20 protein-coding genes are annotated in these 24,632 nt (G+C 63.3%); 5 read left to right on the top strand and 15 right to left on the bottom strand.

Annotated features, from left to right (window positions below):
* Positions 1–22 precede the first annotated feature (22 nt).
* The 8 genes from AC1RQG_RS00315 to AC1RQG_RS00280 form a co-directional block, all read right to left on the bottom strand.
* Positions 23–2,083 (bottom strand): 3-hydroxybutyrate oligomer hydrolase family protein, encoded by a 2,061-nt coding sequence (locus AC1RQG_RS00315; protein ID WP_493127166.1) that lies wholly within the window; start codon positions 2,081–2,083, stop codon positions 23–25.
* A 146-nt stretch (positions 2,084–2,229) separates the two neighbouring features.
* Complete coding sequence (locus AC1RQG_RS00310; RefSeq protein ID WP_493127164.1) at positions 2,230–3,213, bottom strand: branched-chain amino acid ABC transporter permease; 984 nt, start codon at positions 3,211–3,213, stop codon at positions 2,230–2,232.
* 11 nt (positions 3,214–3,224) lie between these two features.
* The gene (locus AC1RQG_RS00305; protein ID WP_493127162.1) at positions 3,225–4,109 is read right to left on the bottom strand and encodes a branched-chain amino acid ABC transporter permease; all 885 of its coding nucleotides are present in this window, start codon (positions 4,107–4,109) and stop codon (positions 3,225–3,227) included.
* A 113-nt stretch (positions 4,110–4,222) separates the two neighbouring features.
* Positions 4,223–5,431, bottom strand: a complete 1,209-nt coding sequence (locus AC1RQG_RS00300) for an ABC transporter substrate-binding protein (RefSeq protein ID WP_493127160.1) — start codon at positions 5,429–5,431, stop codon at positions 4,223–4,225.
* 50 nt (positions 5,432–5,481) lie between these two features.
* Positions 5,482–6,189, bottom strand: coding sequence for an ABC transporter ATP-binding protein (locus AC1RQG_RS00295; RefSeq protein ID WP_493127158.1), 708 nt, complete (start codon positions 6,187–6,189; stop codon positions 5,482–5,484).
* Entirely contained in the window at positions 6,189–6,959 is a 771-nt protein-coding gene (locus tag AC1RQG_RS00290; RefSeq protein WP_493127156.1) for an ABC transporter ATP-binding protein, read from the bottom strand. The genes AC1RQG_RS00295 and AC1RQG_RS00290 overlap by 1 nt, the downstream gene beginning before the upstream one ends.
* 149 nt (positions 6,960–7,108) lie before the next feature.
* Positions 7,109–8,740 carry a GMC family oxidoreductase gene (locus AC1RQG_RS00285; RefSeq protein WP_493127154.1) on the bottom strand — a complete coding sequence of 544 codons (1,632 nt, stop codon included), beginning with the start codon at positions 8,738–8,740 and terminating at the stop codon, positions 7,109–7,111.
* A 51-nt stretch (positions 8,741–8,791) separates the two neighbouring features.
* Entirely contained in the window at positions 8,792–9,829 is a 1,038-nt protein-coding gene (locus AC1RQG_RS00280) for an NAD(P)H-dependent flavin oxidoreductase (protein ID WP_493127152.1), read from the bottom strand.
* Between the two features lie 1,348 nt (positions 9,830–11,177).
* On the opposite strand from AC1RQG_RS00280, the gene AC1RQG_RS00275 reads away from it, so the two are divergent.
* The gene (locus AC1RQG_RS00275) at positions 11,178–11,930 is read left to right on the top strand and encodes a 5'-methylthioadenosine/adenosylhomocysteine nucleosidase (RefSeq protein ID WP_493127150.1); all 753 of its coding nucleotides are present in this window, start codon (positions 11,178–11,180) and stop codon (positions 11,928–11,930) included.
* Positions 11,931–12,015: 85 nt separating this feature from the next.
* On the opposite strand, the gene putA is transcribed toward AC1RQG_RS00275, so the two are convergent.
* Positions 12,016–15,669, bottom strand: a complete 3,654-nt coding sequence (putA, locus tag AC1RQG_RS00270; RefSeq protein ID WP_493127148.1) for a trifunctional transcriptional regulator/proline dehydrogenase/L-glutamate gamma-semialdehyde dehydrogenase — start codon at positions 15,667–15,669, stop codon at positions 12,016–12,018.
* 245 nt (positions 15,670–15,914) lie between these two features.
* On the opposite strand from putA, the gene AC1RQG_RS00265 reads away from it, so the two are divergent.
* Both AC1RQG_RS00265 and AC1RQG_RS00260 read left to right on the top strand, forming a co-directional pair.
* Positions 15,915–16,370 (top strand): Lrp/AsnC ligand binding domain-containing protein, encoded by a 456-nt coding sequence (locus AC1RQG_RS00265; RefSeq protein ID WP_182160856.1) that lies wholly within the window; start codon positions 15,915–15,917, stop codon positions 16,368–16,370.
* Between the two features lie 158 nt (positions 16,371–16,528).
* Positions 16,529–18,091 carry a methyl-accepting chemotaxis protein gene (locus tag AC1RQG_RS00260; RefSeq protein ID WP_493127146.1) on the top strand — a complete coding sequence of 521 codons (1,563 nt, stop codon included), beginning with the start codon at positions 16,529–16,531 and terminating at the stop codon, positions 18,089–18,091.
* A gap of 15 nt (positions 18,092–18,106) precedes the next feature.
* Here the strand turns inward: AC1RQG_RS00260 and AC1RQG_RS00255 are convergent, their stop codons facing one another.
* On the bottom strand, positions 18,107–19,075 hold the full coding sequence (locus AC1RQG_RS00255) for a LysR family transcriptional regulator (RefSeq protein ID WP_182215008.1): 969 nt from the start codon (positions 19,073–19,075) through the stop codon (positions 18,107–18,109).
* 187 nt (positions 19,076–19,262) lie between these two features.
* Between AC1RQG_RS00255 and AC1RQG_RS00250 the strand changes: the two genes are divergently transcribed.
* Positions 19,263–19,556, top strand: a complete 294-nt coding sequence (locus AC1RQG_RS00250; protein WP_493127144.1) for a hypothetical protein — start codon at positions 19,263–19,265, stop codon at positions 19,554–19,556.
* A 48-nt stretch (positions 19,557–19,604) separates the two neighbouring features.
* On the opposite strand, the gene AC1RQG_RS00245 is transcribed toward AC1RQG_RS00250, so the two are convergent.
* The 5 genes from AC1RQG_RS00245 to AC1RQG_RS00225 all read right to left on the bottom strand — a co-directional run bounded on the left by AC1RQG_RS00245 (position 19,605) and on the right by AC1RQG_RS00225 (position 22,934).
* On the bottom strand, positions 19,605–20,204 hold the full coding sequence (locus AC1RQG_RS00245) for a chalcone isomerase family protein (protein WP_493127142.1): 600 nt from the start codon (positions 20,202–20,204) through the stop codon (positions 19,605–19,607).
* Between the two features lie 182 nt (positions 20,205–20,386).
* Complete coding sequence (locus AC1RQG_RS00240; protein WP_493127140.1) at positions 20,387–20,644, bottom strand: YfhL family 4Fe-4S dicluster ferredoxin; 258 nt, start codon at positions 20,642–20,644, stop codon at positions 20,387–20,389.
* Between the two features lie 36 nt (positions 20,645–20,680).
* Complete coding sequence (gene coaD, locus AC1RQG_RS00235; protein WP_493127138.1) at positions 20,681–21,184, bottom strand: pantetheine-phosphate adenylyltransferase; 504 nt, start codon at positions 21,182–21,184, stop codon at positions 20,681–20,683.
* Between the two features lie 136 nt (positions 21,185–21,320).
* Complete coding sequence (rsmD, locus tag AC1RQG_RS00230) at positions 21,321–21,968, bottom strand: 16S rRNA (guanine(966)-N(2))-methyltransferase RsmD (protein WP_493127136.1); 648 nt, start codon at positions 21,966–21,968, stop codon at positions 21,321–21,323.
* Between the two features lie 69 nt (positions 21,969–22,037).
* A complete protein-coding gene (locus AC1RQG_RS00225; protein WP_493127134.1) occupies positions 22,038–22,934 on the bottom strand; it encodes a DUF6279 family lipoprotein in 897 nt (298 codons plus the stop codon).
* A 28-nt stretch (positions 22,935–22,962) separates the two neighbouring features.
* Between AC1RQG_RS00225 and glmU the strand changes: the two genes are divergently transcribed.
* Positions 22,963–24,327, top strand: a complete 1,365-nt coding sequence (gene glmU, locus AC1RQG_RS00220; RefSeq protein ID WP_493127131.1) for a bifunctional UDP-N-acetylglucosamine diphosphorylase/glucosamine-1-phosphate N-acetyltransferase GlmU — start codon at positions 22,963–22,965, stop codon at positions 24,325–24,327.
* Positions 24,328–24,632 lie beyond the last annotated feature (305 nt).

Raw genomic sequence — 24,632 nt, 5'->3', positions numbered from 1 at the left:
CCCCACTTCAACCGAGCCCGTCTCAGTTCGGCACGTCCACCACCGTTCCCGTCACATTGATCGCGTCACCGGCGGCCGGCGTCGCGGCGATCGGCGGCACGTTGGCGATGGTGATCGGCGTGGTGGCATCGGCCCGCGTCACCGTCCGCACGACCTGCGACGGCGGCAAGGACGACGACGAGCCGGTCTTGAGGCTGGCGTACATCGCGTCGAGCGCCCGGAACAGGTAGACATGCAAGGGCACGATATTGGCCGGCAGCGCGTTGGTGAACGAGTCGAAGTGATTGGCGTGGGTCACTTCAATGTAGCGCAGCTTGCTGGTGGCGCCCTCCGCCGCCGCGTTCAGGCCCAGGTAGGCGCGCGATGCGTGGTTGACGGGAATCAGCGTGTCGCTGCGGCCCTGCACGATGATGGCGGGTTTGCCATGCAGATTGCCGGTCGCGGCCACCTCGGCCATGCCGGCCCGCACGCGCGCGCTCTGCGCCTGCAAGCCCACGTCCAGCACGCCGCCGGTGACCGGGTCCATGCCCGTGGCCAACGCGCGCAGGCACAGGAAACCGTCAAGCGACTGGTCGGCCTGACCGTTGCTGGGCGAGATGCCGGCCGTGTACACCTTGGGGATGCCGTCCGCCGAGTTCTCATAGATCACACTGCCGATGATGCCGTTCTGGGTGGCGTAGCTGGACGCCTTCTGCGCGGCCGTGAACGCCACCGGCAAGCCCGTCGCGTCGACCTGCGCGAACGAGAAGCCGCACACCTTGTCCGTGACGGAGAACTTGCCGTACGCATTTGCGTACGTCACCGCCACCAGGATGTTGGTGCCGGCATGGGCCGCCTGCAGCACGTCCGAATCGGGCAGCCAGCCGTAGGCTTTCAGGCGCGCCTTGGCGTCGGCCTGCTGGGCGGCCAGATCGCCCGCCACCAGCAAGCCCTTGGCCGTGAGCGCGGTGCAGCGTACCGCGCTGCCGGCGATGCAGGGCTGGTACAGCGCGGCATAGGTGGAGTAGTCGAACAGCGACTTGCCCTGGGCCGTCGCCGGGGTGCCGCCCTGCCGCACGGTATAGCCGGTCGTGGTCTTGGGCTGGATCTGCGGCTCGGTCGCCGCCACGCCCCCGATCAGGCCCTTGGTGTCCTGCTCCGCCGCCAGCAGCGCGGAACCGGCGCCGTTCGAGATGCTCGACGCGATCGTCACCGTGTTGTGCGGCGTGAGGCGCACGATGTGGCTCTTGTTGTCCGACGCCAGCACGCCGTACTTTTCATTGAGCACGTAGAACGCGAATTCCATCGCCTGCAGCGTGAACTTGCCCCAATCCTTCTCCGGATTCTGTTGCGAGTGGGCATGCTTGAAGGCGACGCGGCCCGTCAGTTTGGCGAACGCGGCCCGGTCGGCATCGCTCAGCACCGGCGCGAAATTGCCGTTCTTGCCGGCGGCCGTGCGCGTGGCCCTTACGCCGTTCTGCAAGTTCACGCTGTCGTCGTCGAACGTGTACAGGCCGGTGCCGCTGCCCTTGTCGGCATAGGCGACCGCGCAATTGTTCTTCAGCCCCCATTCGCCGGCGCTGCCGATGGCGCCGTACACGCCGCGCGAGCCGCTCGACGTGCCGCTGACGATGCAGGCATGGTCGGGATCGAAGCCGGCCGGCACCTGCACCATCAGCGTCACGTTCTGGTTGCCGGTGCCATCGTCGGCATAGGCCAGGTACTCGGTGCCGGCCACCTTGCCTTCGCTGGTCGTCACATTGCCCTTGGCGTCCACATTGGGGCCGTACAGCGTGCCGTAGCCGCTGTTGGCGTTGATGTCGAGCACGGCCCGGTAGTTGGCCCAGATCGCGTTGCGGCGCAGTTCCGCGGCGGTGGGATTGAGGGGATCGGCGTAGGCCGGCGCGGCGGCCGCCAGCCCGGTCTTGCCCAGGCCGCCCGTCAGCAAGTCATCGCTGGCGCCGTCGTAGGTGGTGCTGGTGATGGCGCCCAGATAGGACGGCAGCGTGTTCAGCTCGTCGGGCATGTGCTCGTTGCTGCCGCAGGAGGCCAGCGCCGCGCCGGCGCCGGCCAGCGCGGCGAATTTCGTCAGTGTGCGTTTCATGTCTTCCTCTTTCTTCGGTTCGAAGTGGATTTCCGGCCCGTGCAGGCAGGTCAGGGACGAGTTCGCCCATCCAGGCCAGAAGCTAGATACAAAGACAATATTGCAAGAAAAAACGCCGGACAGGAAGTCCGGCGCCGGTTGCTACATCAGGCGTGCTTGCCGCCGCCGTTGGCCCCGAAGCGGGCCACAAACTCCCCGACGATGCCGCGCCGGAACAACAACACGCAGGCCACGAAGATCAAGCCCGTCACCATGCTCACGGCATCACCCAGCTGGTTGAACCAGTCGATGCCGGTGTGGCCGGCCAAAAAGCCGCCCAGGTCGCCCAGCTTGTTCTCCAGCGCGATGATGATCATGGCGCCCAGGATGGGGCCGGCCAGCGTGCCCATGCCCCCTACCAGCGTCATCAGGATCACCAGGCCGGACATGCTCCAGTGCACGTCCGTCAGCGTCTCGAAGCCCTGCACCAGCGTGTTGGTGGCGCCCGCCAGCCCGGCCAGCGTGGCCGACAGCACGAAGGCCAGCAGCTTGTACCTGTCCACGTCGTAGCCGAGCGAAATGGCGCGCGGCTCGTTCTCCTTGATGGCTTTGAGCACCTGTCCGAACGGCGAATGCACGGTGCGCACAATCAGCGCGAAACCACCCACGGCGATGGCCAGCACCACGTAGTACAGCGCCAGGTCATTGTCCAGATCGAGCATGCCCAGCAGCTTTCCACGTGGAACACCCTGCAAGCCATCCTCGCCGCCGGTCAGCTCGCCCGCGCGCAGGCAGCCGAAGTACACCATCTGCGCCAGCGCCAGCGTGATCATCGAGAAGTAGATCCCCTGGCGACGGATGGCCAGCGCGCCCATCACGAGCCCGACGACGGCGGCCGCGCCCGCCCCCGCCAGCAGCCCCAGCTCGACCGGCAGCCCCCACACCTTGAGCGCGTTGCCGGCCACATAGCCGGCCGCGCCGAAGAAGGCCGCGTGGCCGAACGACAGCAGGCCCGTGAAACCGATCAGCAGATTGAACGCGCACGCGAACAGCGAGAAGCACAGCAGCTTCATCAGGAACACCGGATAGCCGACGAACGGCGCGGCCAGGGCGATGGCGAAGGCGATTGCGTAGCCTGTATTCTTGTTCATGCGTGACCTCTTTATTTTTCTTTGCCGAACAGGCCGGCGGGACGCAGCAGCAGCACGATGATCATCACCACGAACACCACCGTGGCCGATCCTTCGGGGTAGTAGACGCGCGTCAAACCTTCGATCACGCCCAGTCCCAGGCCGGTGAGGATGGAGCCCATGATGGAACCCATGCCGCCGATCACCACGACGGCGAACACGACGATGATGAGGTTGGAGCCCATCAGCGGCGACACCTGGATGATGGGCGCCGCCAGCACCCCGGCGAAGCCGGCCAGCGCCACGCCGAAGCCATAGGTCATGGTCACCATCAGCGGCACGTTGACGCCGAACGCTTCCACCAGTTTCGGGTTTTCCGTGCCGGCCCGCAGGTAGGAGCCCAGCTTGGTCTTCTCGATCACGAACCATGTGGTGAGGCACACGGCCAGCGACGCCACCACCACCCAGGCCCGGTAGTTGGGCAGCACCATGAAGCCCAGGTCGGTGGCGCCGGCCAGCAGTTCCGGCACCTCGAACGGTTGGCCGGACACGCCGTAGAACGAGCGGAACACGCCCTCCACGATCAGGGTGATGCCGAACGTCAGCAGCAGGCCGTACAGGTGGTCCAGCTTGTAGAGCCAGCGCAGCATGGTCTTCTCGATGACGATGCCGAACGCGCCCACCAGCACGGGCGCCAGCACCAGCATCACCCAGTAATTGAGGCCCAGGTAGCTCATGCCCATCCAGGCCAGGAAGGCGCCCATCATGTACAGCGCGCCGTGGGAAAAGTTAATCACGTTCAGCAAGCCGAAGATGACCGCCAGGCCCAGCGACAGCATGGCGTAGAACGAGCCGTTGACCAGGCCCAGCAGCAACTGGCTCAGCATCGCGGGCAGAGGAACGCCGAATATATCCATGAGATCACAGTCTAGTATCACCGCGCGCGGTGAGGGTGAACAGGAAAACGCCGCCGGCGCGGGGCCGGCGGCAAACAGCACGATGCGGGCGGGGCGCCGCGCGCCCCGTCAGCTTATTTCCACAGCGAGCACTTGGATTCGGCCTTGGTCACGTAGGCCTGGGCGCCCGGCACCACGGCGGCCACCTTGTAGTAGTCCCATGGATACTTGGACTCGGACGGCTTCTTCACTTCCATCAGGTACATGTCGTGCACCATGCGGCCGTCGGGACGGATCTCGCCGGCCTTCGTGTACATGTCGCTGATCTTGGTCGATTTCAGATGCGCCATCACCTTGGCCGAGTCATCCGTGCCCATGGCCTTGACCGCCTTCAGGTAGGTGCCCACGGCCGAATAGTCGGCCGCCTGCAGGCTCGACGGTTCCTTCTTCATCTTGTCGAAGTAGCGCTTGGCCCAGGCGCGGGTTTCGGGATTCATGTCCCAGTACCAGCTGTCGGTCAGGTACATGTTCTGGGTCAGGTTCAGGCCCAGCGAGTGGATGTCGTTGATGAACATCAGCAAGCCGGCCAGCTTCATCTTCTTGGTGATGCCGAATTCGTTGGCCGCCTTGATCGCGTTGATGGCGTCGCCGCCGGCATTGGCCAGGCCCAGGATCTGCGCGCCCGACGATTGCGCCTGCAGCAGGAAGGACGAGAAGTCCGAGGCCGACAGCGGATGCTTGACGCTGCCCAGCACCTTGCCGCCATTGGCCTTGACCACGTCGGCCGTATCCTTCTCCAGCGACTGGCCGAACGCGTAGTCGGCCGTCAGGAAGTACCAGGTCTTGCCGCCCTGCTTGACGATGGCGCCGCCCGTGCCGCGCGCCAGCGCCACGGTGTCGTAGGCGTAGTGCACGGTGTAGGGCGTGCATTCCTCGTTCGTCAAACGGGCCGAGCCGGCGCCGATCGAGATGAACACTTTCTTCTTCTCGGCCGCGACCTTGGCCATGGCCAGGTTGGCGCCCGAGTTGGTGCCGCCGATCAGCAGGTCCACACCCTGCTGGTCGAACCACTCGCGCGCCTTGGAGGCGGCGATGTCGGCCTTGTTCTGGTGGTCGGCGGAAATGAACTCGACCTTCTTGCCGGGGATGACCACACCGGCGTCGGCGATCGCCATCTTGATCGCTTCGGCGCCGCCCGGCCCGTCGATATCGGAATACAGGCCGGACATATCGGTGATGAAACCGATCTTGATGGTATCGCCCGAAACCTGGGCTTGCGCGGCATAGGACAGCCCCATGGCGCAGACGGTGGTGGCGGCGATGGCGATGGTCTTGAGTTTCATATTCTTGTCTCCGTTCAGGATTGGTTTTGTTAGTCAGCAATACAACGGCACTACACGCCCAGTAGCTCGGTCAACACCGGCATCTTGGCGCTCAATTCAGACGCAACAAAGGTCTCCACGATCTGCCCGTGTTCCATCACATAAAACCGATCCGCCAGCGGCGCGGCGAAACGGAAATTCTGTTCCACCATGACGATGGTGTAGCCCTTGGCCTTGAGCGTGGTGATCATGCGGGCCAGGCCCTGCACGATGACGGGCGCCAGGCCCTCGGAAATTTCATCGAGCAGCAACAGCCGCGCGCCCGTGCGCAGGATGCGGGCCACGGCCAGCATCTGCTGCTCGCCGCCCGACAGCCGGGTGCCCTGGCTGTGCTTGCGCTCCTCCAGGTTGGGGAACATCGCATAGATTTCCGCCACCGACATGCCCGGCTGTCCGGTGGCCAAATGCGGCGGCAACATCAGGTTTTCCTCGGTCGACAACGACGAGAAGATGCCGCGCTCCTCCGGGCAGTAGCCGATGCCGAGGTGGGCCACCTTGTGGGTCGGCAAGCCGATCGCCTCCACGCCGTTGACCTTGATCGAGCCCTTGCGCGCGCCCGTCAGGCCCATGATGGCGCGCATGGTCGTCGTGCGGCCGGCGCCATTGCGGCCCAGCAGCGTGACCACCTCGCCCGGCTGCACCTTCAGGTCCACGTTGTGCAAAATGTGGGATTCGCCGTACCAGGCTTGCAGGTTGGATATTTCCAGTGCGGCCGTCATCAGTGCGCTCCTTCCAGCACCGCGGCTTCCGTACCCATGTACGCTTCCATCACCTGCGGATTGCTCGACACCTCCGCGTAACTGCCCTCGGCCAGCATGGCGCCGCGCTGCAGGACGGAGATCTTGTCGCAGATGCCGGACACCACTTTCATGTTGTGTTCGACCATCAGGATGGTGCGGCCGGTCGACACTTTCTTGATCAGTTCCGTCACCCGGTGCACGTCCTCATGCCCCATGCCCTGGGTCGGCTCATCGAGCAGCATCAGTTCCGGTTCCATCGCCAGCGTGGTGGCGATCTCCAGCGCCCGCTTGCGGCCGTAGGGCATATCGACGGTGATGGTGTCGGCGAATTCCGTCAAATCCACTTCCGCCAGCAATTCCATCGCGCGCGCGTTGAGCTTGGACAAACTGCGTTCGCTTTGCCAGAAATTGAAGCTGGTGCCGAGCTGGCGTTGCAGGCCGATGCGCACATTCTGCAGCACGGTCAGGTGGGGGAAGACGGCGGAAATCTGGAAGGAGCGGATCACGCCCATGCGGGCGATCTGGGCAGGCTTGTCGGCCGTGATGTCCTTGCCGTTGAACAGGATCTGGCCGGAGGTGGGGACCAGGAATTTGGTCAGCAGGTTGAAGCACGTCGTCTTGCCCGCGCCATTGGGGCCGATCAAGGCGTGGATGTGGCCGCGCTGCACCTTCAGATTCACGTCATTAACCGCCGTGAACCCCTTGAATTCCTTGGTCAAATTCTTTGTTTCCAAGATAACGCTGGACATCCTGTCTCCTAGTTATTCTTTGCAAACTACAAATTTTTTTCAGATCATACACACTAACAAATTGGCTAACAATACAGTATAACTACCATTGATTTTTGATCCACGCCTATCAAATGTGCGGCAAAAATCATGAAAAAAACGACATTCTCTTACCGGGTTTTCCAAGCGGCATGAATCAGGCCGGCGGCTTTCTCCGCAATCATCATAGTGGGAGAGTTGGTGTTCCCGGAAGTGATATTCGGCATGATTGACGCATCCACCACACGCAAGCCCCGTACGCCGATCACGCGCAAACTGGAATCGACCACCGCCGTCGCGTCGTCGGACCGTCCCATTTTGCACGTTCCCACCGGATGGAAGATCGTGGTGCCGATGGCGCTGGCCGCCTGCGCCAGCTCCTCCTCGGTCCGGCAATGCAAGCCCGGCTTGAACTCCTCCGGCGCGAACGCCTGCAACGCGGGCGCGGCCACGATGCGGCGCGTCAATGCCAACGCGGCGGCGGCCGTCCTGCGGTCGTCCGCCGTGCTCAGGTAATGCGGCGCGATGGCCGGCGCCGCATGGGAATCGGCCGAGACGATGCGCACGTGGCCGCGCGACGTGGGCCGCAAGTGGCAGACGCTGGCGGTGAAGGCTGGAAACGCGTGCAAGGGCTCGCCGAATTTCTCCAGCGACAAAGGCTGGACGTGGTATTCCAGGTCCGGCGTGGCCAGGCCGGGATCGGATTTGGCGAAGGCGCCCAGCTGCGACGGCGCCATCGACATCGGCCCGCTTTGCCGCAACGCATATTCGAGCCCAATTTTCATCTTGCCGAACCAGGTGCTGGCCATGGTGTTGAGGGTTTTCGCCCCCCGCACCTTGTACACCATGCGCAACTGCAAATGGTCCTGCAAATTCCCGCCCACGCCGGCCAGCTCGACCACGGGTGCGATGCCATGCGCGCTTAACAACGGCGCCGGTCCGATGCCCGACAATTGCAGAATCTGCGGCGACCCGATGGCGCCGGCGCTCAGCAACGTTTCGCGCCGGGCACGCGCGGTCCACGCCGTGCCGCCGCCCGTGAATTGCACACCGCGGCAGACCGGACCCTGCTCACCGGGCTCGATCAGCAACCGTTCCACGTGGCACCCCGTCATGATGGTCAGGTTGGGGCGCGACGCGATGGGCCGCAGGAAAGCCTTCGATGCGTTCCAGCGGATGCCCCGCTTCTGATTGACGTCGAAATAGCCGCAACCGGCATTGTCGCCGCCGTTGAAATCATCGACCCTGGCGATGCCGGCCTGTTCCGCCGCGTCACGGAACGCGTCGAGGATTTTCCACGACAAACGCTGCTTTTCCACCCGCCATTCGCCGCCCGCGCCATGCATGGCCGACGCGCCGCCGTGGTAATCCTCGCTTTGCTTGAACAGGGGCAGCACGGCATCCCAGCGCCAGCCCGGATCGCCCGTCAACGCGGCCCAACGGTCGTAATCGCCGGCCTGGCCGCGCATGTAAATCATGCCGTTGATGGAAGAACTGCCGCCCAGCACTTTGCCGCGCGGATAAATCAGGCTGCGCCCGCCCAAGCCGGCGTCGGCCTCGGTGCGGTAGAGCCAGTCCGTGCGCGGATTGCCGATGCAATGCAGATAGCCAACCGGAATATGGATCCACACATAATCATCCTTGCCGCCCGCCTCGATCAGCAGCACCTGGGCGTCCTTGTCGCGGCTGAGCCGGTTGGCCAGCACGCAACCGGCCGAACCGGCGCCCACGATGATGTAGTCGTACTCTCCCGCTGATTCCAATGCCGCTCCTCCACGATAAAGTGACGGCCGGCTAGCGGCCGCACCGCGCGTTCACGCCGCCGCGATTTCCGCCAGCAAAGTCCGCACCAGTTGCGCGACCGGCATCGGACGCGCGCGCGCCACGCCCATGCCGCACCACAACGACATGAATTCGGTATCGCCGCGCTTGGCCGCTTCCGCCCGGATACTTCCGGTGAGCGCGTTTTGCACGGGGTATGGTGGCACTTGTTGCTCCACGGCCGCCATCATCTGCATGAAGCGGTTGTCCAGCCCGCGCGCATAACGGCCGGAAAAACTGCGCGTGAGCCGGGTCGGATGGTCGCCGGCCGTCAACAAACGCTGTTTGTAGGCGGGATGGATGCCCGATTCGTCCGTCACGAGAAACGCCGTGCCCATCTGCACCGCCTGGGCGCCCGCACGCAGCGCACGCTTGATGTCGGCGCCATCCATGATGCCGCCGGCAGCGATCACGGGAATGCGCACGGCCGCCACCACTTGCGGCAATAACTCAAAAGTGGTCAGCTTTGCCTCCGTTTGCGGACCGAGGAAGGTGCCGCGGTGGCCGCCCGCCTCCACGCCGGATGCGATGACGGCATCGGCCCCCCGTTCCTGCCAGGCCAGCGCTTCGTCCACGGTGGTGATGGTGCCGATCACGGCGATGCCGGCCTCATGCAGCCGCGCCACCTGTTGCGCGCTCAGGATGCCGAACGTGAAACTGGCGACGGCCGGCTTTAATGCGATCAGCGCCTCGAACTGGGCCGCGAAATCCTCGCACCACTTGGCCGGCTTCGGCAATGCGGTCCACCCCAGCGCCGACCAGACCGGCTCCAGCATGGCGATGCCGGCGTCAACCTCGGCCGCATCGGGCGCTGGGGTCTGTAAAACGAAGAAATTGAGGCAGAAAGGCCGATCGGTCAGGCTGCGGATCTGGGCGACCTGGCTACGCAGCGTGTCGGGCGACAACAGCGAAGCACCCAGCGATCCCAGCGCGCCGGCGTTCGACGCAGCCGCGACCTGGGCAGGGGTGTTGGAGCCGCCAGCCATGGGTCCCTGGATGATGGGATGTGGAAAAAGTGTCCGTAAATCCATGCATTTGCTCCTGAAACATCGTCCCGTGGCAGTTCATGCACAAAAAACCGGCAAATTCGGCCGTTTTTCTTGTGGATAAGTCTCTGGATATCCACAGGCGCGAAATGTGGGTAAACAAAACAAAAGACCGGAGCCTTTTTTTTATCCCAAAACAGTTCCCCGGTCATACAAGGTTTACGCGCCCGCTTATGCATCGCGCAAACGCTTGATTCTAATTCAAATTACGGACTTATCCACAGAAACATGTCCGCGTTAACAACTACTATTATTTTTATATACGACTTTACAGTAAACCAAAGCCAACGCGATGCGAAGAAAAACCGAACACGGGATCCGGTCATGCCAGCGAGCGCGGCTCACGCCGCGCGAAACGAAAAATCATAGCGACGATCTGAACCCGATCTGCACCGCCAGCCAACGCAACGCAGGGAACTTCGTCTTGCTGACCTCATCCAGGATGACCGCCAGACGTTCGTCGCACTCCCCGTCAACATCGGACTGATCCAAAAAAGCCCGTCATATCGCTTCAGGTGGCCACATCGGGCTGGGTGAACGCGCACAACCACCTGCCAATCGAAGCCGCGACATGCCATGCAAATCTTTTTGAGGGGGAAAAACCGTCGTTTCAGCTACTTGTAGACGGAAAAGCGGCAAAAAATCGCCGGATTGATGACTCGCCTGTTGATAAGTTACTGGATATCCACAGGACGACTTGTGCGTAAGGACGGATTTGTCCAAAGGCCGCCATTTTATACAGAATTGCTCCTGAACTGATACAACGATTATGCAAGTGCTTATCTACGTCGTAAACAGATGATTTTTAAGCCGTTAACCGACTTATCCACAGGAATTTGCACGTTTACTACTACTACTATTTTGATATAAAACTTTTGTAAACAACTAAAACGCAGAAGCCGCCGGTCGCTCAAAAAAAAAACGTTACCCGTCGTCCTGAAGACCGTGCTACGAGCACCTGCTCGACATCCAAAACCGCAACGCTGGACAAGAAACGGCTCCAATCGCGTCGTTCCGGCCTCTGTGTTGTGGATAAGCGCCTGCATATCCACAGGATGAGATGTGGGAAAACTCGCTACTTGTGCACACGAAATTTTTTATCCCAAATTCATCCGCCATGGATACAATGCTTGTGCAGCCGGTTGTCTGTGCGCTAAGACCATGATTTTGCTATGGTTTACCTACTTATCCACAGAAATGTGCCGGTTTACTATCTACTATCAGGTTTATATATACATCTTTATATAAAACACTGAGCAACGGCTTACGGTGGAAAAAGCGACCGTTGTCCACCGACAGAACCGCCTCCAGGACGATGAATTCACAGAAAAGTATGCGTTTAGGCATCATCAGCGCACTGGCTGAAGAACAGCACGGGCTGATAGAAGCCATGGAAGGGCCCTGCAAGCGCGTTCACGGCATGCGTGAGTACACGGCAGGAAAGTTGTGGGAAATCGACGCTGTGTGCGTTCTATCGCGTATAGGCAAGGTTGCAGCCGCGATGACAGCCGCAATCCTTGTGGAAAAGTTCGAAGTTACCCACATCGTGTTCACGGGCGTGGCCGGAAGTGCCGACGCAAATGTCAATGTTGGGGATATCGTGGTGGCCGAATCGCTGATTCAGCATGATTTCGATGCCAGCCCCCTGTTTCCGCGTTATCAGATCCCGTTGACGGGCTTGTCGCATTTTGAAACGGACGTGAAACTGAGCGATCGCGTGGCTGGCGCCGGCCAGCAATGCATCGAGCACGGCCTGGACAGCGTGATCAGCCTGGAAACGGCGCAAGCGTTCAAACTGGAAAAACCGCGGCTGCACCGCGGCTTGATCGCCAGCGGCGACCAGTTCATCGGCAAGCGGGGCCAGGTCGCGCAATTGAAAACGGCCTTGCCGGCCTTGCTGGCGGTGGAAATGGAAGGCGCCGCCGTGGCGCAAGTCTGTTTCGAGCTGGGCATTCCGTTCGCCGTGATCCGCACCATCTCGGACAAAGCGAACGAGGACGCCGCCACCGACTTCATGCATTTCGTCAAAACGGTGGCCTCCCCCTACGCGTTCGACATCCTCCAGCGTTTCTGTCGCGCAGCATAAAAAAGGGACGTAATACCGTTGAAGTTGAATCAACAGTGTTACGTCCCCGATGTGGAGATGCTGGCGGCCGTCTGGCCGCCATCGCTTACGCTTCCAGCGTCATCAGGCTGGCGTTGCCGCCGGCCGCTGTCGTGTTGACGCACAGGGCGCGCTCAGCCAGCAGACGCCATAGCGGGATGGCGCCGTCTTCGTTGGTGTCGATCAGGGCCACCAGCGCGCCGTCACGGGCCGCCAGCTGCGGGCGTAGCGTGTTGACCAGCGCCGATTCCACCAGCGCGACCTGGAATTCACCGTCGAGCTGGTCCAGCGCTGCGAACGTGCGCACACTCGCCATCACCGGCACCGGCAAGCCGGCCGGCAGTAGGCAGGCCGTTTCCGTGCTCATCAGGGCGGTATTGCCCGTCGCCAGCGTGGCGGCCAGCTGGTTCAACAGGCAGTCGGGCGTCGATGCCACGCACAAGATCGCGCCACGGCCCACATAACGGAGGGTATTGCGTTCGCCAGTCGGGCCCGGCAGGACGGTGGTGCTGCCCAGCATGGTCGTCCGGCAGTATTGCTCGGTCATGCTGGCCAGTTGTTGCTTGCCCTGTTGTTTGGCCCAGACCTCCAGGTCGTCCAGCGCCGCCGAACCCTGGTGGCCATGCCGCGCCACGGTGGCCGCGCCGCGCTGCAGCCGTTTCAGATACAGCGGGCCGCCCGCTTTCGGGCCGGTGCCCGATTTGCCTTCGCCGCCAAACGGTTGCACGCCGACCACGGCGCCCACGATGTTGCGGTTGACGTAGATGTTGCCCACATGGGCGCGCTCGCTGATGAATTCGATGGTCTCGTCGATGCGCGAATGGATGCCCAGCGTCAGGCCGTAGCCGCTGGCGTTGATCTGTTCCACCAGCTTGGGCAGATCGGCGCGCTTGTAGCGGATCACGTGCAGCACGGGGCCGAACACTTCCTGCTTCAATTCGCTCAGCGAGCGGATTTCCATCACGGTCGGCGGCACGAAGGTGCCGGCCACGTTGAGCGGCAGCTCCAGCGCGAAATGGCTGATGGCGGTCTGCTTGAGGCGGTTGATGTGGCCCAGCAGGTTTTGCTGCGCTTCCGCGTCGATCACGGGGCCGATGTCGGTCGCCAGCCGGTCCGGATTGCCGACCTTCAGTTCCAGCATGGCGCCCTTGAGCATCTTGATGGTCTTGTCGGCGATATCCTCCTGCAGGAACAGCACGCGCAGGGCCGAGCAACGCTGGCCGGCGCTGTCGAAGGCGGACGAGATCGCATCCTGCACCACCTGTTCCGGCAGCGCCGACGAATCGACGATCATGGCGTTCTGGCCGCCCGTCTCGGCGATCAGCGGAATGTCCGTGCCTTCGGCCACCGCGCGGCGCGCCAGCGTGCGGTTGATCAGCTGGGCCACTTCCGTCGAGCCGGTGAAGATGACGCCTTTGACGCGGGCGTCGTTGCACAAGCCGGCGCCCACCACTTCACCGCGGCCGGGCAGGAATTGCAGCGCGGCGCGCGGCACGCCCGCTTCGTGCAGCAGTTCCACGGCGCGGTAAGCGATCAGCGGCGTCTGTTCGGCCGGCTTGGCCAGCACCACGTTGCCGGCGGCCAGCGCCGCGCCCACCTGACCCGTGAAGATGGCCAGCGGGAAGTTCCACGGGCTGATGCAGGTCACGGGCCCCAGCGCCAGCGTGTTGGTGGCGCCGTGCACCTGGGCCGCGTAGTAGCGCAGGAAGTCGACCGCCTCGCGGATTTCCGCGATGGCGTTTGGCAACGATTTGCCCGCTTCGCGCACCGCCAGCGTCATCAGTTCCACCTGGTGGGTTTCGAACAAGTCGGCTGCGCGCGTCAACGCGGCCGCGCGCAGGGCCGGCTCCGTCGTTTGCCAATCCATCGCGAACTGGCTGGCGCTGGCCAGCGCCGTTTCCACGTCGGCCGCGCTGGCTTCAACCAGCTGGCCCACCACGTCCGTGCGCTGGGCCGGGTTGGTCACGGCCTGCAAAGGCTGGCCCACGCTGACGGGGCCGTCCAGCAGCGGCGCGGCGCGCCAGCTGCGCGGGGCCGCCAGCGCGTCGGCCAGCGTGCGCAGCACGTCTTCGTTGGACAGGTCGACGCCGGCCGAGTTCCGGCGTTCGGCGCCGAACATGGCTTGCGGCAGGGCGATGCCGGGATGGGGCGAGCCGCCCAGTGCGCGCGCCTGTCGCAGCGGATCCTCGATCAGCGATGCGATGGGCACATTGGCGTCGACGATCTGGTTCACGAACGAGGAATTGGCGCCGTTTTCCAGCAGGCGGCGCACCAGGTAGGCCAGCAACGTTTCATGCGAGCCGACCGGCGCGTAGATGCGGCAACCCTTGTCGAGGTTGTCCTTGCCCACCACCTGGTCGTACAGGGTTTCGCCCATGCCATGCAGGCACTGGAATTCATAGTCGCTCACGCCGTCGCGCTTGGCCCAGGTGTAGATGGTGGACAGGGTCTGCGCGTTGTGGGTGGCGAACTGCGGATAGATGACGCTGGTCGCGCCCAGCAACTTTTGCGCGCACACGAGGTAGGATACGTCCGTGTACACCTTGCGCGTGTAGACCGGATAACCGCTCATGCCGTCAACCTGGGCGCGTTTGATCTCGGCATCCCAATACGCGCCCTTGACCAGGCGCACCATGAACTTGCGGCCGCTGCGCTTGGCCAGGTCGATCAGGTAGTCGATCACGAACGGGCAACGTTTCTGGTAAGCCTGCACCACGAAGCCGATGCCGTCGAAGCCGGCCAGTTCGGGGTCGAAGGCCATCGCCTCCATCAGGTCCAGCGACAGTTCCAGCCGGTCCGTCTCCTCGGCGTCGATGTTCAGGCCGATGTCGTAGTGTTTGGCCAGCAGCACCAGTTGCTTCACGCGCGGCAGCAGTTCATCCATCACGCGCGCGCGCTGGGCCCGGCTGTAACGCGGGTGCAGGGCCGACAGTTTGACGGAAATGCCGGGGCCATCCTTGATGCCGCGGCCGTTCGACGCCTTGCCGATCGCGTGGATGGCCGTCTCGTATGACGCGTAGTAGTTGGCCGCGTCGGCGTCCGTCAGGGCCGCCTCGCCCAGCATGTCGTAGGAATAGCGGTAGCCGCGCGCTTCATTGTCGCGGCCGTTCTTGATCGCTTCATGGATGGTCTGGCCCGTCACGAACTGGTTGCCCAGCATGCGCATGGCCAGGTCCACGCCCTTGCGGATCAGCGGTTCGCCGCCCTTGGCGATCAGCTTGGTCATGGCCGAGCCGAGGCCGGTTTCGCTGCTGGTGGTCACCAGTTTGCCCGTGATCAGCAAACCCCAGGTGGCGGCGTTGACGAACAGCGACGGCGACTCGCCCAGGTGCTTGCGCCAGTCGCCCTTGCTGATCTTGTCGGCGATCAGGCGGTCGGCCGTGGCGCTGTCGGGGATGCGCAGCAGCGCTTCGGCCAGGCACATCAGGGCCACGCCCTCCTCCGACGACAGCGAGAATTCATGCATCAGCGCGTCCACGCCGGACGAGCGCGTGCGCTTCTCGCGCACCGCGCTCACCAGCTTGTGCGCCAGTTGCTGCGCTTGTTCGCCGGTGGCGTCGTCGCTGGCGCGCACCTGGCCCAGCAGCCATTGCACGGCCGTCGTCTCGTCGCGGCGAAAGGCGGCCGTGACGGCGGCGCGCAACGGCGTGGGATCACGCAGGATTTCCGCTTGCAGCGCGGCGAAGGGAAGGGTGGAAACCGGGGTAGCGGCTGGGTGCATGGATTACTCTTGTCGGTGAAGTTTTTTATGGAGTCCACGTGCAAAAAACGCCCGGCAGACTTGTGGGCTGGCGGGCGCAATCGGCGCTAAATCATTGAACTTCGCAATGAACTGCGCAATGAACTGCTGATGATTTGATTGTAAAGGGGAATCTTCTGGATTAATTCTGGTATTGCAGGGGACTAGCAATAGATAGTTTTTGGTGCGACAATTTGACCAAATAAAATTGAGGGGGAGAATGCAGTATGCTGGACAAGATCAGCAAAAAAATTCTGATGGAATTGCAGAGCGACGGCCGCATCAGCAACGTCGAGCTTGCGGCCCGCGTCAACCTGTCGCCGGCCGCCTGCCTGGAGCGGGTGCGCAAGTTGCATGAATCGGGCTATATCATGGGCTACACCGCCCAGCTCAATCCGCAACTGCTGGACGTATCGCTGCTGGTCTTCATCGAGGTCGTGCTCGACCGCACCACGCCGGAGGTGTTCGATGCCTTCAAGCAGAGCGTGCAGGTGATCCCGGAAGTGCTGGAATGCCATATGGTCGCCGGCGGCTTCGACTACCTGGTCAAGGCCCGCGTGAAGGACATGGCGGCCTACCGCGAATTCCTGGGCAAGACGTTGTTGCAGAAAGGCGTGCGCGAAACCCACACCTACGCCGTCATGGAAGAAGTGAAGAACACCACCAAGTTGCCCATCAAATAGCCGGGCTGGCCGCCTTCTAGTCACAAATAGTGATTGAGCCAGTTTAAGTTCTGTTGTATTTTGGAATCAGTTTGTCGCATGGTAATTGGATGCATTCGTGTCCAGGACAGCACCTGATCAGGCGCGATGCTCCGCTGTGACGAACGGACGGAGGGCAAATGGGATTCTTGCAGCACACGATGGTGCGTCAGGCGGCTTGGCTGCTGGGCGCGACGGCGGGCGGCACCTGCCTGGCTTACCTGGGATCGCTGGCGTTTGACGGCGGCGGACCGCTGCTGCTCGCGGCGCCGGCCGCGCTGGCCGGCGCGCTCATCGTCAGCCTGGGCCGGCGCAACGCCGACGACGACGGCGCGCACCGCTTCGCCCACACTGTCGGCGAGGAAATCGACGCCATCATGATCGGCGCGGCCGAGACGTCGTATTTCGTCGATTCCGTCAAAAAGAAGATCGAGCAGGACGTGGAAACGGCCAGCGGCATCGCCGACAGCTCCGGGCGCAACGTGGCCACCATCGAGCGCATCGCCGCCAACGCCGAGCGCGCCGCCAAGGTGGCGTCGCAGGTGCGGCTGGAGACGGAAGCGGGCCGCAAGGAGGTGGACCAGGGCTTGCAGCGCATCAGCGCGGCCCGCCAGGACGCCCAGACGGCGGCCACCGTGATGACGGCGCTGCAAGCCAATTCACGCCGCATCTACGGTTTCACGGAAGCGATCAGCGAGATCTCCGCCCGCACCAACCTGCTGGCGCTGAACGCCGCCATCGAGGCGGCCCGCGCCGGCGAGCACGGCCGCGGTTTCGCCGTGGTGGCCGGCGAGGTGCGCCAGCTGGCCATGCGCACCAAGGAGGCGACCGATGAGATCAGCCACATGGTGCGCGAAATCAATGAACAGGCCGAGCGCGCCACCACCGGCATGCATACGCTGGCCGACGCCGTCAGCCAGGCGGCCGGCAACGTGGAAACCGTGCACGGCTTGTTGGGCAATATCGAGCGCTCGTCGGGCGTGTCCGAGGAGGAGATCGGCCAGATCGCGCGCGCCTCGCGCGAGCAGGTGGCCACCACCCACGACATCGCCGACGCCATCCGCAGCATCCACGACAGCATGATGTCCACCGACGCGGAATTGCCGAAGGCGGCCAGTTCGGCCATGGCGCTGGCCGAGCGGGCCGAGGTGATCACGGGCGCGCTGGGCGACACGGCCATCGAAACGTCGCACGACGCGATCCGCATCGCGGCCCAGCAGGCGGCGCTGCAAGTGGGTAAGATATTCTCGCAAGCCATCGCCAACGGCCAGATCACGCGCGAGGCCCTGTTCGACCGCCACTACACGCCGATTCCGAACACCAACCCGCCCAAGCACAGCACGCGCTTCGACGCGTTCACCGACCGCGCGCTGCCGGAGCTGCAGGAAGCCGTGCTGCGCGCCCTGCCCCAGCTGACGTACGCCGGCGCTGTGGATAACAACGGTTATTTCCCCACCCACAACAAGAAGTTTTCCCAGCCGCTGACCGGCAATTACGAGGTCGATATCGTCAACAACCGCACCAAGCGCATCTTCAGCGACCGCACGGGCAAGCGCTGCGGCGCCAACACCAAGCCTTTCCTGCTGCAGACGTACAAGCGCGATACGGGGGAGGTGATGCACGACCTGTCGGCGCCCATCTACGTGGACGGCCGCCACTGGGGCGGTTTCCGGGTCGGCTACAAGTCCAGCGGCCATGCCTGAGCGCGGCGGGCCGGCTCAATAGGTGTCGTTCTTCGGGCTGGTGCCGGGCGCCAGGCGCTGGGCCACGGTGTTCATGCCCTCCAGGTGCTGGCGCAGCCATTTGTGGGCCGGGCTGCGCGCATCGCGTTCGTGCCACAGCATGTCCAGGTGCACGGCCGGCAGGGTGAACGGCAGATCCTTCGACACCAGCGCGTCCGTCATGCCGGTGGAGGCGATCAGGTGGCGCGGCAGCACGGTGATCAGGTCGGAATTGGCCACCACCCGGCCGGCCGTGAAGAACTGGTTCACCGTCAACAGGATGCGGCGCTCGCGCTGCAACTGGGCCAGCGCCTCGTCGACCAGGCCGTGGGCCCGGCCCGAGAAACTCACCAGCAAATGGTTGGCCGCGCAATAGTTGTCGAGCGTCAGCTCGCCCTTGGCCAGCGGATGGTCGCGCCGCATCACGCACACATAATGGCCCGAATACAGCCGCTCGTGGCGGATCGGCGAGCCGACGTCGCTCGACAACTGCGCCGCCACGCCGGGGAAGAAGCCGACCGCCAGGTCGATGTCGCCGCGCAGCAGCATGGGGCGCGGCTCGCGCGTGGTCAGCGGCATCATGCGCACGTTCACGCCGGGCGCCTCGCGCTCGATCGAACGCATCAGCGACGGCAGCCAGAACGCGGCGGTGGCGTCGGCCATGGCCATGCGGAAGGTGGCGTGGGCTTTCGAGACGTCGAAGGTTTCCGGCGCCACGGCCGCCTCCAGGCTGGCCAGCGCGCTGCGCACGGACGGCCACAGCGTTTCGGCGCGCGGCGTCGGCTTGACGCCGTAGGCGGTGCGGATCAGCAATTCGTCGCCCAGGCTTTCGCGCAGGCGCTTGATGGCGTTGGAAACGGCGGGCTGGGTCATGGCCAGATGCCCGGCGGCGCGAGTCAGGTTTTGTTCCGTCATCACGGCGTCGAAGACGCGCAACAAATTCAAGTCCAGCGTCAGAAAGCTCATGGCAGCCCAGCGGTTAGTTGATTAGAGGCAAGTGTAGAGTATCGCGGGAAAATTCAGAAATATGATTTCCTCGTCAACTATAAACGATCCCATTCACCATCCGCATAATTGTTATCGGGAAATGAAATTGGATGGATATGTTGCGCTGCACTATAGTTACGGTAGATTCTAATTGTACCTGCACATCATGTCTACCTTCATCTCCCTCGTGCACGCGGCTGCACAGCATTTTTCCCTGATCGCCGCACTGGAAATCACCGTCGGGCTCGGCGTGGCGCTGGCCCTGCTGCTGCTGTTCAAACCACTGCTGTTGGGGGTGGCGCGGGCGCTGATGCTGGTGATTAAGCCAAAATTGAGCAAGGAACAGCGTTTGCAGCGCCGTCAGATGCGCGACGCGATGATGCTGAACCGCATGTTGAACGCGATGGAAGGTTCGCCCAGCCACGCGGCCGAACTGCGCGCACTGGCCGCGCGCGCCTGATCACTTGATGGACGGCATCGGGCGGGGCCCGATGCCGCACCGCAGCAATTACTTCGCCGCGCCCAGCAGATGGGGCTTGAGCGAACTGTCCACAGGCTTGTCGCCTAACCAGATACGCAACACCGCGTTGTAGAAAGCCAGGTCGGGCAGCGGCCCGCCGAGCTTCTTGCCGTTTAGCTGGCACTGCGTGCCCTCGCCCGGCGTCCAGTCCAGCGCCAGCACGTCGCCTATCTTCAGGCTGGGGATCTGGGCGAAGATTTCACCGAATTTCATCGTTTGCGGCAATACCTTGGCGCGCTCCGCTTCGGACGAATTGGCTTTCAGGCCGGCCATGAAGGCTTCGCCGAAATCCTCCGAGCTCAGGTCGCGCATCATGACGATGGAGACGCGGCGCGGTCCTTGCAGGGCCAGGATGTCGGCCACCGACGTCTTTTTCTCGGGCAAATACAGGCCCAGTGCATACACCTTGAAAAACAACTTGGTGCGCAGGCCGGCGCCGTTCAGTTTCAATTCCTTGCCGGCCAGGGTGACGTTGTCGTCAAACTTGATGCCGGCCACTTCCGTGGCGGCCACGGCGGGCAGGCTGAAGCTCGATGCCAGCATGGCGGCGGCCAGCAGGCTTTTCAGGGTGGTTCTGCGATTGGTCATACTGTCTCCAGGAGGTAGTGAAAGGCGCCTACATCCGGGTCGCAATGTTGGCGTGGCTGAAATATACCACCGGCAGGGGCGCAGTAACGCAGCGCGCGGCCAAATAGCCGCACGGTCATGCTATTTTAGAGGAAGTTCACTAGGGACGATGCGCGGACGGGCGTCCGCGCGCGCGGGCGCGCTCAGTCCTTCTTGGCCGCTTGCAGGCGCGCGAACTTGTCGCGCAGCTGCTCTTCGGACTCGCGCCAGGCGGGATTGAAGGGGATGCAGTTGACGGGGCACACGATCTTGCACTGGGGTTCATCGAAATGGCCCACGCATTCCGTGCACTTGTCCGGATCGATCTCGTAGATTTGAGCGCCCATCGAAATCGCGTCGTTCGGGCACTCGGGCTCGCACACGTCGCAATTGATGCACTCGTCGGTAATCATTAAAGCCATGACAGAACTCGCTTACTTGCTCATTTACTTGCTTGCTTACTTATTTGCTTCCTCGTCGCGGGTGGCGGCGATCTTCTTTTGCAGCCAACGGTCGACGGACGGGAACACGAACTTGGAGACGTCGCCGCCCAGCACGGCGATTTCGCGCACGATGGTGCCGGAGATGAACTGGTACTGGTCGGACGGGGTCAGGAACAGGGTTTCGACGTCCGGCAGCAGGTAGCGGTTCATGCCCGCCATCTGGAACTCGTACTCGAAGTCGGACACGGCCCGCAGGCCGCGCACGATCACGCGCGCGTCATGCTCGCGCACGAAGTCCTTGAGCAGGCCGGAGAAACTTTGCACCTTGACGTTGGGATAGTGACCGAGCACTTCGTTGGCGATCGTCAGGCGCTCGTCGAGCGAGAAGAACGGCTTCTTGTTCTTGCTGTCGGCAACGCCCACCACCAGCGTGTCGAACAGACCGGATGCGCGGCGCACCAAATCTTCGTGACCACGGGTCAGCGGATCGAAAGTTCCCGGATAAACGGCTACAACCATTGCGGCTCCCTGCAGATGCACCAATAAACGCGCATTATGCCTCAAAAACGGGCGTTCGCCGCCAGCGGCGGGCATTTGCCATGATTTGCGGGCGATTTGCCGCTGTAGTGATGGTTAGCGGGCCGCGCCTTCCGGTTCAGCCGGCCGCTGGCTTGAGCTTGAGCAAATGGAAGTAGACCATGCCGGCCTTGTCGGCCCGGATCACGTCCCACGGCGCCAGCCAGTCCGGCGTTTCCGCGCCCTCTTCCATGACCAGCGGCAAGCCCGACTCGGCATACACGAGGCCGCCCTCCTTCATCAGCTTGGTGCACAGCGGCAGGCTGCGGCTGAGGAAATCCTGCTGGTAGGGCGGGTCGAGGAAGACCAGGTCGTAACGCTGGCCACGGGCGGCCGCGCCCTGCGCCACGGCCAGCGCGTCGCCGCGCAGCAATTGCACGTTGTCGGCCTTGAGCTTGTCCTTGATCACTTCCAGCTGGCGCACGACGGGGCTGTGGCTGTCGACCAGGGTGACGGACTGGGCGCCGCGGCTGGCCGCCTCGAAGCCCAGCGCGCCGCTGCCGGCGAACAGGTCCAGCACCTGGGCGCCGGCCCATTGGCCATCGCGCAAGTGGCTGATCCAGTTGAATACGGTCTCGCGCACGCGGTCCGGGGTCGGACGCAGGCCCAGCGCTTCGAGCACGGGCAGCGGCGTGCGCTTCCACGCGCCGCCGATGATGCGCACCTGGTTGCTGTGTTTGGGACCGTGGACCGGCGTCTTGGCGGGCTTGGCTGGCTTCTTGTGCATGTGGCTAAGTCATTGATTCAACAGCGGGCACTATAGCATACGGCCTTGCTGGCGCTGGCGCCGTGCTGGTCAATGGGCTTGCGCGGCCAGCGCCTCGCAGTCGTCGATCCAGCCTTGCATGCGCTTGAGCGCGTGCGCCTTCTGGGCCGGCGTGGCGAGCCGGATCACGGTCAGCACCAGCTGCGCCGTGCCCTGGTCGTACACGCCGAAGAAGTCCTTGTGGTCGGACTGGTCGCGGCGCGCGAAGTTGTCCTCGATCAGGGCGCGGATCAGGGCCATGGTCGCGTCCTGGCCCAGCTGTTCGCGCTGCACGCGCCGCACCAGGGCCAGGATGGCTTGCTGGCGCCGCATGCGCTCGTCCAGCCACAAGGCGTTGTCGAGCGGGCGCGCGTCGGACGCCTGGCGGATGGCCGCCTCCTGTTCGCTGCTGAAGTTGCCGAACCATAATTCGAACTGGTCCATCGCCTTGTCGTAGCGGAACGCGAGCTGGTGCTCGCGGTCGCCCTTCATGTTCTTGTGGCGGAAAGTGTCGTTGTTGGACGCGAACTTCTTCTCCATCTGGGCGATCTGCTGGGGCCGCAGCGAACGCGCCAGTTCGGCCAGCTGGGGCAAGGCTTTGAGCAGCAGCAACTTGGTGCGCTCGCGGATGTCGTCGTAATCGGCCAGCAAGTCGGCCTCGGTGGGGTTGCCCTGCAGCTGGCGCCGGGCCGTTTGCAGCACCTGCACGTAGTCGCGCAGCTGGGTTTTGCGGTGCCACTGGAAAAAGTCGTCGATATCCTGGCGGACCCAGGGCTTCTGGTCACTGTCGAGATCGACATAGCCGTCCAGCCACCAGTAGAGCAACGTGTCGCCGTGGTTGTAGGCCAGCCGCAGCGAGCTGCACGCGGCCAGCAGCAGCATGATGCCCAGCAGGAAAAGACGTGTCGCGCGCCGTAGCGTGGCGGCGTGCATGTTAAACTTTTCCATATTTTCAACTTTCAGAGTTCTACGGCCTATGAATGTAGTCATCCTCGCCGCCGGCATGGGCAAACGCATGCAATCGGCCCTGCCCAAGGTGTTGCACCCGGTGGCCGGCAAGCCCATGTTGTCGCACGTGATCGATACCGCGCGCAGCTTGTCTCCACATCAATTATGCGTGATTTATGGGCACGGCGGCGCGGCCGTGCTGGAGTTGCTGTCCAAGCAGACCGAGCCGGTCGCCACCGTCCTGCAGGAGCCGCAACTGGGCACCGGCCATGCCGTCATGCAAGCGCTGCCCGCGCTGGACGACAACCTGCCGACCCTGATCCTGTACGGCGACGTGCCGCTGACCAGCGCCGCCACCCTGCGCGCGCTGGTGGACGCGGCCGGCAACGACAAGCTGGCCATCCTGACGGTGGAGCAGGACGATCCCTTCGGCCTGGGCCGCATCATCCGTGAAGATGGCCGTATCGTGCGCATCGTCGAGCAAAAGGATGCGACCGAGGCAGAGCGCGCCATCAAGGAAATCAACAGCGGCATCATGGTCGTGCCCGGCGGCAAGCTCAAGCAGTGGCTGGGCGCGCTGTCGAACAACAACGCGCAAGGCGAGTATTACCTGACGGACATCGTCGCCATGGCCGTGGCCGACGGCGTGCCCGTCGTGTCGGCCCAGCCGGGCGCGCAGTGGGAGGTGGCGGGCGTCAACAGCAAGGTGCAACTGGCCCAGCTCGAACGCATCCACCAGGGCAACATCGCCCTGCGTCTGCTGGAACAGGGCGTCACCCTGCTCGACCCGGCCCGCATCGACGTGCGCGGCGAGCTCGTTTGCGGGCGCGACGTGACCATCGATGTCGGTTGCGTGTTCGAAGGCAAGGTGGAACTGGGCGACGGCGTGACCGTGGGCGCGCACAGCGTGCTGGTCAACGCCAGCATCGCGGCCGGCGCCGTCATCAAGCCGTTCTGCCACATCGAACAGGCGGTGGTGGGCGCGGCGTCCCTCATCGGCCCGTATGCGCGGCTGCGGCCGGGCACGGAACTGGGCGAGGACGTCCACATCGGCAACTTTGTGGAAATCAAGAACGCCCAGATCGCCCCGCACAGCAAGGCCAATCATCTGGCCTACGTGGGTGACGCCACGATCGGATCGCGCGTCAACATCGGCGCCGGCACCATCACCTGCAACTACGATGGCGTCAACAAGTTCCGCACCGTGATCGAGGACGACTGCTTCATCGGCAGCGACACCCAGCTGATCGCGCCGGTGACCGTGGGCAAAGGCGCCACGCTGGGCGCCGGCACCACGCTGGCCAAGGATGCGCCGGCCGGCAAGCTGACCGTCTCGCGCGCCCGCCAGGTGACGGTCGAGGGCTGGACCCGTCCCGTCAAGATCAAGAAATAAACGGGGCCAGTCCGTTCACGGCTTTGTGGATAAAGCTGTGGGCAAGTGGATGAACAAACCGGGATAACTTCCCGGTTTTTTCACGTCCCTTATTTTGTCCTCTATCCGCCGGTTTTTCCGTTGTGGATAAACATGTGGAGAAGCGCTGGAATATCCATGGGAAAACCGCGGTATAAGCGCGGGAAAACATGGGGATAACCGGCTGCTCGTGAGCATGGCGAAAAAGTTGATGCGACGCAAAGCCTGCAAGGATGCGACTTTGGCGTCGCGGCGCCCTGGTGTGTGGATAAGTCTGTGGGAAAGCG

Source organism: Rugamonas sp. GW822-FHT03B10, from assembly GCF_058801745.1.
Note: the sequence above shows the minus strand (reverse complement) of the source record. Positions and strands in the feature narration are given on the sequence as shown.